Genomic DNA, 12030 nt, shown 5'->3' with positions numbered 1-12030 from the left:
ATACCTGTTCAACACTACGCTAATGTTCGGAAATGGAGGAAATATTAATGTCAGTTCAAAATGTTTTGGACAATATTAAAGAAAACAGCATTCAGTTTGTAGATTTCCGCTTCGTGGATCTTCTAGGTCATGCACACCACATTACACTACCGGCAGCAGAGGTTGACGCTGATACTTTCGTAAATGGGGTAGCATTCGACGGTTCTTCCATTCACGGTTTCCGCGGTATTGAGAATTCCGATATGGTTATGATCCCAGATACAGAATCCGTATTTATCGATCCTTTCACTGATCACCCTACACTAAACATTATGTGTAATATTCATACGCCTGAAGGCGAACGTTATGACCGCGATCCGCGCAGCATCGCTCAGAAGGCTGAAGAGTATCTTCAAACAACTGGCGTTGGTACGACAGCATTTTTCGCGCCTGAGCCTGAATTTTTCATCTTCGACGAAGTTCGCTATGAAAGCTCAATGAATTCTTCCTCTTACATGGTTGAATCCGAGGAAGCTGGCTGGAACACGAACCGCAAAGAAGAAGGCGGCAACCTTGGTTCCAAAATTCCGGTTAAAGGCGGCTACGTTCCGGTAGCTCCAGTTGACTCCCAACAAGATATCCGCAGCGAAATGGTTCGCCTTTTGCAAGAATCGGGTCTTCGCGTAGAACGTCATCACCATGAAGTTGCAACAGCTGGCCAAGCCGAAATTAACTTCCGTTTCGATACGCTTACTAAAACAGCTGACAACCTAATGAAATTCAAATATATCATTCATAATACAGCTCGCCAATACGGCAAAACGGCTACTTTCATGCCGAAGCCGCTATTCGGTGACAACGGTAGCGGTATGCACGTTCATACTTCTATCTTCAACGGCGATGCTCCTTTGTTCTACGATAAAGGCGCATACGCAAACCTTAGCGAACTAGCTATGCACTATATCGGAGGCGTACTTTACCACGCGCCTGCATTGATCGCGATCACTAACCCGAGCACGAACTCGTTCAAACGCCTTGTGCCTGGTTACGAAGCGCCGGTTAACCTTGTATTCTCGAAAGGTAACCGTTCTGCAGCGATTCGTATTCCGATTGCAGCTGTAACGCCTAAAGGCTGTCGTATCGAATTCCGTACGCCGGATAACACGGCTAACCCTTACCTTGCATTTGCAGCTATGCTGCTTGCTGGTTTGGACGGCATCAAGCGCAAGCTTGATCCGGTAGCTCTTGGTTACGGTCCTTTCGACAAAAACATCTACGAATTGCCAGAAGAAGAGAAAAAAGAAATTCGCAGCGTTCCTGGAACGCTTGACGAAGCGCTTAACGCTCTTGAGGCTGATTCCGAGTTCTTGACAGAAGGCGGCGTATTTACGCAAGAATTCATCGAGAACTATGTAGCAATCAAACGCCAAGAAGCTAAAGCTGTGGCAATCCGCATTCATCCGCATGAGTTCAGCCTTTACTACGATTGCTAATCCGATCGTTTAAGAATTATAAGAAACGGGTCCTTCTAGGGCCCGTTTTTTTATGCATTGTAAAGAAATGATGAACGAAAACCGAATATTCTTTGTCAGTAATTCGACATACGTTCGACTTTTTATTATTTTAATATGCGGAATATACTTGATGCGGACCTTCAAAATTGCTATCATAGCCATATCATAAATAAAGAAACAGAGGTGGGTATCCGAAGATGACACGAGCATTTAATTTTAATGCAGGACCAGCCGCAATACCACTCGAGGTACTGAAGCAAGCACAGGAGCAATTTGTTGATTATCAAGGCGCTGGGATGTCCATTATGGAAATGTCTCATCGCAGCAAATTGTATGAAGCAGTGAACAACGACTCGCAAGCTTTGCTTCGTGAATTGTTTGGCGTTCCGGAAAATTATGAAGTGCTGCTGCTGCAAGGCGGCGCTAGCACGCAGTTCGCGATGCTTCCGCTTAACCTCCTGCAGCCTGGCAAGCCAGGCGCGTATGTGATGACTGGCGCTTGGGCAGACAAAGCGCTTAAAGAAGCGAAGCTTGTCGGAGAAACCGTTATTTCAGCTTCGACAGAAGCTGACAAATTTATGCGTATGCCAACCTTGTCGGAAATTGAAGTACCTAGCAATGCTTCCTACGTTCATCTTACTTCGAATGAAACGATCGGCGGAACGCAGTTCCAGGAGTTCCCGGACACAGGAGACGTGCCGCTTATCGCGGACATGTCCAGCGATATTTTGAGCAGACCAATCGATGTGAGCAAATTTGGCGTTATTTATGCCGGCGCACAGAAAAATCTAGGGCCATCTGGCGTAACCGTCGTTATCATTCGTAAAGATCTTGTTGAAAATGGCTCTAAAACGATTCCAACCATGTTCCGTTACAGCACGCATGCGAAGAGCGGCTCGCTCTACAATACGCCGCCGTCTTTCTCGGTCTACATGGTGAAGCTTGTTCTGGAGTGGATTAAAGGCCAAGGCGGAGTTGCTCAGCTTGAGCAGTACAACCGCGATAAAACGAAGCTGATCTATGAAACAATCGATCAAAGCAGCGGCTTCTACATCGGCTGTGCGCAGCCGCAAAGCCGTTCGCTTATGAATATTACGTTCCGCATTCAAAACGAAGAGCTGGAGAATCTGTTCGTTAAAGAATCGGAGAAGGAAGGTTTTGTAGGTCTGAAGGGACACCGCGATGTTGGCGGTCTTAGAGCTTCGACTTATAATGCCGTACCTTTGGAGAGCTGCCAAGCGCTCCAACAGTTCATGGTTGATTTCCAGAAGCGCAACGGTTAATTAACCGCTTCATCTTTTATAATGGTATAGCTAGGGGACAAAAAAACCGCCCTCTCCTTCTGAAAAGAAGTGCAGGGCGGTTTTTCGGTTGCTGTCGTTTAGCTATCCTTTTGGTGATGTGATGCTGCTATTACGCCTGTGCGGCTGAATTTTCGGCAATATGAGGGCCATTCAGCTTATAGCCAACATTGCGTACGGTCATAATGTATTCAGGCGTACGGGCGTTTTTCTCGATCTTGTCGCGCAAATGGCTGATGTGCACGTCGACGATACGAGTATCGCCGAGGAAATGGTAGTCCCACACGCCGTGCAGCAGCTGCTGGCGGCTGAGTACTTTGCCTTTGTGGCGGCAGAGGAACAATAACAGCTCAAATTCCTTAGGCGTCAGCTCAACGGGCTTGCCGTCGATGAAAACTTCACGCTGCTCGACCCGGACGTTCAATCTCCCAATGTCGAAGGCTGTGTCATCTGCTATGCCTGGCAGCGATTGAACGCGGCGGAAAATGGCTTGAATACGGGAAACAAGCTCTTGCGGGCTAAACGGCTTCGTCATATAGTCATCGGCGCCGTTATCAAGTCCGGCTATTTTATCGGTAACATCCTGCAGGGCGGTGAGCATTACGATAGGTACTGCATTGCTTTGCTTGCGCAGCTCGCGGCAAACTTGAATTCCGTCCATTTTTGGCAGCATGAGGTCCAGTACGATCAAGTCGGGACGAAAAGGCTTTAGCATATCAAATACGGCTTCACCGTCACCAACGCAGCGTACATCATAGCCTGCCAGCTTTAAATTAAATTCAATCAACATCGAAATGGATGGCTCGTCATCCACGACCAAAATCTTTTTTCGCATGGTTCAGCTCTCCTTCATGTGTTACGCCTATTATGTTACCTATTATGAAGGTGGAAATTATGCTTGAGATTAACGGTACGTAAAGTGGGTGTAAAAATATAGTGCATTTTCGAGAATTGTTGGCAAATTGAGAGGAGAGAAAGTTAACATGGCATTCCATATTGTATTGGTAGAACCGGAAATTCCGGCGAACACAGGCAACATTTCACGTACTTGTGCCGCAACAGGCACTATTTTGCATTTAGTAAGGCCGCTTGGCTTTGATACGGATGACCGCACCTTGAAGAGGGCGGGGCTTGATTACTGGCATTCGGTTCATATTGAATATCATGATTCCTTCGATGAGGTGCTTGCAAGCTACCCGCAGGGCCGTTTTTTCTACGCGAGCACAAAAGCGAACAAGCTGTATTCGCAATTCGAGTTTCAGGACGGGGATTTCTTCGTGTTCGGCAAAGAGACAAAAGGGCTGCCGAGGGAGCTCATTGACGCCAATATGGACACCTGCATGAAGATGCCGATGACGGATACGGTGCGTTCACTAAATTTGTCCAATTCTGCTGCAATTATTATATATGAGGCGCTTAGGCAAAATCATTTTCCCGGACTCGAGTAAAATAGTAGACAAAAATATCAATATATGGATTTCATTTGCTTTAAAAATGAGATTATTTGCAGGATGTTAAGGAATTATTGATTTAGGAAGGAAATGCTGATGGTCCATCGAAAAACTATAACGCAGAGGTTTCTCAGACATAGCTTGCGAAACCAGACACAGAAGAGGTGAAAGTGATGAAACCAGCAGGTGTAGTTAGAAAAGTGGACCAACTCGGACGTATTGTACTTCCTAAATCATTGCGCAAACGTTATTTGATGAACGAGGGCGATCCCGTTGAAATTTTTGTCCAAGGTGACCATATCATTTTGGAGCGGTACCGTCCTAAATGTGTGTTCTGCGGATCTATGGTTGAGGTTCGCGATTTCAAGGACCGCTACGTGTGTGGCGTATGTATGGAGGAAATGGCAGAGATACAACGCTAATCTGCGTGATATCCTGCTATTTTAACGAAATGAAGCTTCCCGTCAGGAGCGCAGGCGCTCAAAGGGAAGCTTCATTTTTTTGTTTAAAATATAAGGGAGTATAAGCAATGTGCTTATACTCCCTTATATTTTGCTGCGAAACGATCGTTTCCGGCCCATATAGGCTGGCTTCCGTTCGGTGACGCTAGGCATAAGCTGTTACAAGATCGCTTATAGGCCTTTTGTTTTGTCTTCGTTGTAGGAGCTGGTCAGCATCGCCGTAATGAACAATGCGAACACAGTCATGACAATAATAAAGTTCATCTGTGGGACACCTCCAAGTATGCTGTCCTTATTATAACCAACGTCAGCAAAAAAGAAAACTTTAAAAGTTGTGAACACATTGTTAACATAGAGAGTATGAGCATAGCGAGCATTAAGCTTGCGAGGAGGAGCATGATCTATGAATTATCGATTTTCATCCAGAGTATCGCAGTTAAAATCGTCAGCGGTAAGAGATATTTTGAAGCTGACACAAGGCAAGGATATGATCTCGTTTGCCGGAGGCCTCCCAGCGGAGGAGCTATTCCCGGTACAAGCGGTGCGTGAAGCGGCTGACCGTGTATTTGCGGCAGGGCCAAGCGCTTTGCAATACGGCTTAACGGAAGGGTATTTGCCGCTAAGAGAGCAGCTTTGCGAGCGTATGGCGGCGAAGCAGATGAACGTAAGCCCGGAGCAAATGATTTTGACAACAGGCTCGCAGCAAGCGATTGATCTGCTGGTCGGCGTATTGACTGAGCCTGGCGATGCCATATTGGTCGAGAAGCCTACTTACCTGGCGAGCCTGCAAGTGTTTGTGCTGCATGGCTTAAAGGTAATCGCGGCCGAGAGCGATGAGGATGGCATTATTCCAGAGGATGCCGAGCGGCTCATTCGCGAGCATCGTCCAAGGCTGCTATATGCGGTTCCGACGTTCGGAAACCCGACGGGACGCGTCTGGAGCTTAGAGAGAAGACGGAAGCTGCTCGCCCTGTGCAAGCAATATCAAATGCCTATAATTGAAGATGATCCATATGGGGATATTAAATTTGATGAAAGCGAGCAGTTCCCGACGCTGCTTTCGCTTGAAGGGCAAGTAGAGCGTGGAACGGTATTTTACACGAGCACGTTCTCCAAAACGGTGGCGCCTGCCCTTCGAACAGGCTGGGCAATCGGGGATAGCAGCGTGATCGGCATGGTGGCTAAAGCGAAGCAAGCGGCTGACCTTCATTCAAGCACGATGGACCAGCAAATTTTGAGCCAGCTGCTTAGAGGGTTTAAGCTTGATGATCACATTAGAACGATTTCTAAATCCTATGGAGAGCGGATGCTGGAAATGCATGAGCTTCTCAAACGTCAAGGGTTGAAGGATGTTGCTTGGGTGAAGCCTAAAGGTGGCATGTTCCTGTGGCTTGAGCTGCCGGACGGCCTTGATGCGGAGGCGCTCCTGCGCTGCGCGGTCCAGAAGGGGGTTGCGTTCGTGCCCGGCAGCTCGTTCTATGCCGAGAATCCGCAGCGCAACACCGCCAGACTGAACTACACGTACAATACAGGCGCACGGACGGCGCAAGGGGTTGAGCGCTTTGTTGAGGCGCTTGGCGAGTTTACGGCGCGGAGTTAGCAGCTTCGATAGAGGCTGCCCATTCCGCGATCACATTGCCGTATTCGGATAATGCAGCCGCGCCTTCCGGGCGCAGGCTGTATTTGCCTCGGCCGATGCGATCAAACCAGCCGTAATAATTGCTGCGCAGCGTTTGGCCGCTGAGGCTGTAGCCCGTAATAGCCGCCACTTCCCGCGGCGCTAGCGGGCCTGAGATATGAAGCGCGTAAGCGCACCGCAGCGCCTTCTCGCGGTAAGCCGTCACGAGCTTGCGTCCCGTGCTGCCGCCGACGTTATAGTCGCCGCTGCGCTCCCTAAACTCCGTAAGCAGCTGTGCCTGCTTCTTGCGTCTTGCGCCGCGCTGCGGCGGATCGCCAGGCTGGCATAGCAGCTCGATGACGGGCGGCTTTGTTTTGTAAAAGGTGACGGTCATAAATCCTAAACCAAGCATACGGCAGAGCTCGGTCAAATCACCGAAGCGCTGATTGTGGGCACCGCTTTTTTTGCGGTTCCTCTCTACGGCAAGCACGACATGGCCATTCAAACGAAGACGTTCAACCCCTTGCAGCAGCAAGGCGAGGTTGAACGTTTTTTTCATTTCGACAATTATCGTATCTTCGCTCTCCGGATGAATGGCGACCAAATCGCAATGGAGCACCTCGCTTTTGACCGTGTAGCCAAGCCGCTCATAGTACTTTTTTATAGGATTGTAGAGCTCTTCTTCGCGTGATACTGCCACGTTTTGTTTCTCCTCTCCACGGGTTCCAAACGATGCATATGCCTCCATTATAACAAAGGATTCTGCGAGCTTGTCGTATTTTGATGGATGAAGGACAAAAATAGTGTGCAATTATCTCCCCGAATAAGCATAGGAATGTAATACCTCAATAAAAGTTGGCACCACTCGATAGAGCGTCTAGAGACAAATCCCGGGCGTAGAACGAATAGTGGAATGCGGAAGCGATGGGAGGAGGCACGGTATGGACATTTTCAAGCGAATATCGGAGTATCAGGCTGAGAGCGAGAAGCTTGCATGGACAGGAACATTCAAGGATTACATTGAACTGCTCGGGAAGGACCCGTCCCCGGCCATGACTGCACATGCACGCGTTTATGAAATGATTGAATCTCATGGGGTGGAAGACGTTGGGGGCAACAAGCAGTATAAGTTTTTTGATCAAGAAATCTTTGGGCTGGATCGTGCGGTGGAAAAACTGGTTGAGGAGTATTTCCATTCATCGGCTCGCAGGCTTGAGGTGCGCAAACGGATATTGTTATTGATGGGACCCGTCAGCGGAGGCAAATCAACCATTGTTACAATGCTCAAAAAAGGGCTTGAGCGGTTCTCTAGAACCGAGCGCGGCGCCGTTTATGCGATTAAAGGCTGCCCGATGCATGAGGACCCGCTGCACTTGATCCCCCATGAGCTTCGACCTGATATCGAGAAAGAGCTCGGTGTTCGAATTGAAGGAAACCTATGCCCTTCGTGCCAAATGAGGCTTCAGACGGAATACGGCGGCGATATTGAAAATGTGCTCGTTGAGCGTGTGTTTATATCCGAGGATAACCGCGTCGGTATCGGCACATTCAGTCCATCCGATCCCAAATCGCAGGATATTGCCGATCTAACGGGAAGCATCGATTTCTCGACTATAACGGAGTACGGATCCGAATCCGATCCGCGTGCCTATCGGTTTGACGGTGAGCTTAACAAAGCCAATCGCGGACTGATGGAGTTCCAAGAGATGCTGAAATGCGACGAGAAGTTTCTATGGAATTTGCTCTCGCTGACGCAGGAGGGGAACTTCAAGGCTGGACGCTTCGCTTTGATAAGCGCCGATGAGCTCATTATTGCGCATACGAATGAATCCGAGTACAAATCGTTCATAAGCAATAAGAAAAACGAGGCGCTGCATTCCAGGATGATCGTCATGCCGGTTCCTTACAATTTAAGGGTATCGGATGAAGAGAAGATTTATAAGAAGCTCATCACGCAAAGCGATATGCGCCATATCCATATTGCTCCTCACGCGCTGCGTGCGGCTGCTATCTTCTCCATCCTGACAAGGCTCAAGGAAACGAAGAAGCAGGGCATGGACTTGGTGAAGAAGATGAGGATGTACGACGGCGAGGAAGTAGAAGGCTTTAAAGAGGCCGATCTGAAGGAAATGCAAAATGAGTACCTGGAGGAGGGCATGACGGGCATCGATCCGCGTTATGTCATCAACCGCATCTCCAGCGCGCTCATCAAGCAGGATACACAATGCATCAATGCGCTTGACGTGCTGCGTGCGCTTAAGGAAGGGCTGGATCACCATCCTTCTATCACGAAGGAAGAACGCGAGCGATACTTAAATTTCATTTCGGTGGCGCGCAAGGAATATGACCTGCTGGCGAAGAAGGAAATCCAAAAGGCGTTTGTATACTCCTATGAGGAATCGGCCCGCACCTTGTTTGAAAACTATTTGGATAACATTGAGTCCTACTGCAACTGGGCGAAAATCAAGGACCCGCTGACAGGGGAAGAGATGGATCCAGACGAGCGGCTCATGCGTTCCATCGAAGAGCAAATCGGCGTTTCCGAAAATGCGAAAAAAGCGTTCCGAGAGGAGATTCTCATTCGCATATCGTCCTATTCGCGCAAAGGGAAAAAGTTCGATTTTACAAGTCATGAACGTCTGCGCGAGGCCGTGGAGAAAAAGCTGTTCGCGGATTTGAAGGATATCGTCAAAATTACGACCTCTACGAAAACGCCGGATGAGAGCCAGTTGAAGCGCATTAATGAAGTAACCAAGCGGCTTATGGATGAGCATGGGTATTGCCCGGTTTGCTCGAACGAACTGCTGCGTTACGTGGGCAGCTTGCTGAATCGATAATTCGGTTTGGCAGCGGAGAAGTCGATGGACAATTGTCTATCGGCTTTTCTGCAATGCTTCCATGTTTGAAAAGATTTTCAAATGTTAATACTGATTCTTGGAAGTTTTCCGATATAATAGGTGATAGTGGTTGGTTACTATACACCGAAGGAGTCGGACTAATTGATCAAAGTAACGGAAGAACGCAGGAAGCAGCTTGAGTACACAGGCATTTCAGAAAAGGATTTAAATCTTTTAGCGGAGTGCAAGCCTATTTTCGAGAAGATCGTCGATGAAGTAGTAGACCGTTTTTATGATAGCGTCGGCCAGCAGCCGGAATTGCTTGCGATTATTACAAAAGTAAGCACGATCGAGCGGCTGAAGGGAACGCAGCGCTGGTACTATATGTCGCTTACCGATGGGGTAATCGACCAATCGTATATTGAAAACCGGATAAAGATCGGAGCCGTCCACTCCCGAATCGGATTGACGACGGACTGGTATTTGGGTACATATATGACTTACCTCGATATATCGATGGATGTCCTTAAGCGGGTTATTCCTGAGCGCTGGAAGGAAGTTGTACATGCTCTGACGAAATTGTTTAATCTGGACTCGCAATTTGTGCTGGAGGCATACAATCAGCATGAACAGCACAAAATTCAGGAGCTTGCGGACAACCGTTCCTTGATGCTGACGACAGTGACTAGCGCGGTGCAGGAGCTTGCTTCGCTCATGTTGGAATTGGACGAGGGGGCGCAATCCATTGCGGCTACCGCAATTTCCACCTCGCAATCTCAGGATAAGACGCATACATTATTAGGAGAGCTTCGTGAGGAGCTTGAGGGCATTAACGAAATGGGTACTTTAATTCGCGGATTATCCGATCAGACTCACCTGCTTGGGCTAAATGCCGCGATCGAGGCGGCTCGAGCCGGAGAGCATGGCCGAGGCTTTGAGGTTGTCGCGAATGAGGTGCGCAAGCTTGCCGCCTCATCACGAAATGCGCTCGAGGGGATACAGTCGAAGCTTGAAGAAATTGACAAGAAGTTGTCTGCCGTTCGTCACGAATCTGAAGTCACGTCGGTCGAAGCGCGAAACCAAGCAGCCCGCTCGCAGGAGCTTGCTTCGTTCGTTCAAATGGTCGATAAAGTAACGAAGGATCTTCAGCAATTAAATCAAAGCAATTAATACAATCTTAGAATAAACGCAGCTTAGAAAAAGCAGGAATTCTCTCCATCCGAGGGTCCCTGCTTTCGCGTTATATAAGTTGACACAATTTTCAGATTTTAGTATGATAATCCTAACATTAAGAGGCGATAACGTTATGAATGTTAAGTTTTATGACATAAATATAACGAAATTGTTCCGATGTTCACGCAGCTAGTACCAAATTGGTGCAGCGCCCATCATGGAGGAGGCGGTTGTCATGTCGACGGCCAAACAGTCGCAATCGCAATTTTACGATTCACAAAGCTTTTACGATGAAATGTTCGACAAGGACCTTTCCGTTCGCGCTCACTATGACAGCGTTCATCGTTTATTTGGAAGGATGAAGCCGGCTGAGCTGGCTGTACGTCAAAATGCGATCAATCAAAGGATGATGGAGGAAGGCATTACGTTTACGCTGTACAACGGCTCGCAAAATGAACCCCTTGAGCGAACGATACCTTTCGATTACATTCCCCGCGTCATTCCGAAGCATGAATGGGAAGTTGTTGACCGCGGCGTCAAGCAGCGGATCCGTGCTTTGAACGCTTTCGTCCATGATGTGTATCACGGGCAGCGTATTGTGGCAGACGGTATCATCCCTCGGAAAATGATTGTTTCGAATACTTATTTTAGGCCGGAAATGGCTGGTCTACATGTTCCCGGCGGTGTATATATTACAGCATCAGGCATTGATTTGATTCGTGACGAGAAAGGCCGCTATTATGTGCTTGAAGATAATTTGCGGTCGCCGTCGGGCTTTTCTTACCTCTTCAAGGGCAGAACATTAATGAGCGAGCTGTTTCATGATTTGTATTTATCCAGCTCGGTACAAAGCATAGATCGCAGCTTAAATTGTTTCTTAAGTTCTCTCCGCGCCCTTTCTCCGAACGGCAAGCGTGACCCGCTTATCGTATTGCTTACGCCAGGCGCTTACAACTCCGCGTATTACGAACACACCTTTCTAGCGCAGCAAATGGGCATTCACCTCGTCGAAGGCAGGGATCTCGTATACAAGGACCACAAAATATATTTGCGTGATTTGCGGGGGCTTCGCCAGGTGGATGTCATTTATCGCCGCATTGACGATGACTTTCTAGACCCGCTGGCCTTCCAGCCGGATTCCTTTCTTGGCGTTCCGGGATTAATGAATGCGTATCGCGCAGGCAATGTTGCGATCGCGAATGCGCCCGGAACAGGGGTAGCGGACGATAAGGCGGTTTATGCATACGTACCGGACATGATCCGTTACTATTTGGGAGAAGAGCCTCAATTGCACAACGTTCCAACGTACATTCTATCGCGCAAGGAAGAGCGGGATTATGTGCTTGACCACTTGGATCAGCTCGTCGTGAAGGAGACGTCGCTCTCGGGCGGATACGGCATGCTGATTGGGCCTAGCGCCACGACAAAGGAGATTCAAGCGTTTGCTGAAGCCATCAAGCGCGAGCCGGGACGCTATATCGCCCAAACGACGATGAAGCTCTCGCGTGCGCCGGTAATGGTTGATGGCGGCATGACGCCTCGCCATATTGATTTGCGAGCTTTTGCATTAATGGGAGAGGAGACGCACGTCATTCCGGGTGGTTTAACGCGTGTTGCAATGACAGAAGGTTCGCTGGTAGTCAACTCTTCACAGGGCGGCGGAGTCAAGGATACGTGGGTCCTTAATCGATAATTA

10 protein-coding genes are annotated in these 12030 nt (G+C 48.5%); 8 read left to right on the top strand and 2 right to left on the bottom strand.

From position 1 onward, the window contains the following. Window positions 1-47 precede the first annotated feature (47 nt). Window positions 48-1472, top strand: a complete 1425-nt coding sequence (gene glnA, locus ADU23_RS00645) for a type I glutamate--ammonia ligase (RefSeq protein ID WP_053371973.1) — start codon at window positions 48-50, stop codon at window positions 1470-1472. Window positions 1473-1690: 218 nt separating this feature from the next. Continuing rightward, entirely contained in the window at window positions 1691-2776 is a 1086-nt protein-coding gene (gene serC, locus ADU23_RS00640) for a 3-phosphoserine/phosphohydroxythreonine transaminase (protein WP_053371972.1), read from the top strand. A 130-nt stretch (window positions 2777-2906) separates the two neighbouring features. Here serC and ADU23_RS00635 read toward each other — a convergent pair whose 3' ends face one another. Next, complete coding sequence (locus ADU23_RS00635; protein WP_053371971.1) at window positions 2907-3629, bottom strand: response regulator transcription factor; 723 nt, start codon at window positions 3627-3629, stop codon at window positions 2907-2909. Window positions 3630-3777: 148 nt separating this feature from the next. On the opposite strand from ADU23_RS00635, the gene trmL reads away from it, so the two are divergent. From trmL to ADU23_RS00620, 3 genes are all read left to right on the top strand, one after another. Next, window positions 3778-4242 carry a tRNA (uridine(34)/cytosine(34)/5-carboxymethylaminomethyluridine(34)-2'-O)-methyltransferase TrmL gene (gene trmL / locus ADU23_RS00630; protein ID WP_053371970.1) on the top strand — a complete coding sequence of 155 codons (465 nt, stop codon included), beginning with the start codon at window positions 3778-3780 and terminating at the stop codon, window positions 4240-4242. Window positions 4243-4418: 176 nt separating this feature from the next. Continuing rightward, entirely contained in the window at window positions 4419-4667 is a 249-nt protein-coding gene (locus ADU23_RS00625) for an AbrB/MazE/SpoVT family DNA-binding domain-containing protein (protein WP_053371969.1), read from the top strand. Between the two features lie 442 nt (window positions 4668-5109). Continuing rightward, window positions 5110-6306 (top strand): aminotransferase-like domain-containing protein, encoded by a 1197-nt coding sequence (locus ADU23_RS00620; RefSeq protein WP_053371968.1) that lies wholly within the window; start codon window positions 5110-5112, stop codon window positions 6304-6306. Here the strand turns inward: ADU23_RS00620 and ADU23_RS00615 are convergent. Then, window positions 6290-7024, bottom strand: coding sequence for a DUF2161 family putative PD-(D/E)XK-type phosphodiesterase (locus ADU23_RS00615; RefSeq protein ID WP_053371967.1), 735 nt, complete (start codon window positions 7022-7024; stop codon window positions 6290-6292). The two genes, ADU23_RS00620 and ADU23_RS00615, sit on opposite strands and share 17 nt — an antisense overlap. 241 nt (window positions 7025-7265) lie before the next feature. On the opposite strand from ADU23_RS00615, the gene ADU23_RS00610 reads away from it, so the two are divergent. The 3 genes from ADU23_RS00610 (at window position 7266) to ADU23_RS00600 (ending at window position 12027) form a co-directional block, all read left to right on the top strand. Further along, window positions 7266-9161, top strand: a complete 1896-nt coding sequence (locus ADU23_RS00610; RefSeq protein WP_053371966.1) for a PrkA family serine protein kinase — start codon at window positions 7266-7268, stop codon at window positions 9159-9161. Window positions 9162-9323: 162 nt separating this feature from the next. After that, window positions 9324-10331, top strand: coding sequence for a globin-coupled sensor protein (locus ADU23_RS00605; protein WP_053371965.1), 1008 nt, complete (start codon window positions 9324-9326; stop codon window positions 10329-10331). A gap of 238 nt (window positions 10332-10569) precedes the next feature. After that, window positions 10570-12027, top strand: a complete 1458-nt coding sequence (locus tag ADU23_RS00600; protein WP_053371964.1) for a circularly permuted type 2 ATP-grasp protein — start codon at window positions 10570-10572, stop codon at window positions 12025-12027. Window positions 12028-12030: the final 3 nt, after the last annotated feature.

This window comes from Paenibacillus sp. FJAT-27812 (assembly GCF_001273905.1).
Lineage (GTDB): Bacteria > Bacillota > Bacilli > Paenibacillales > Paenibacillaceae > Pristimantibacillus.
Note: the sequence above shows the minus strand (reverse complement) of the source record. Positions and strands in the feature narration are given on the sequence as shown.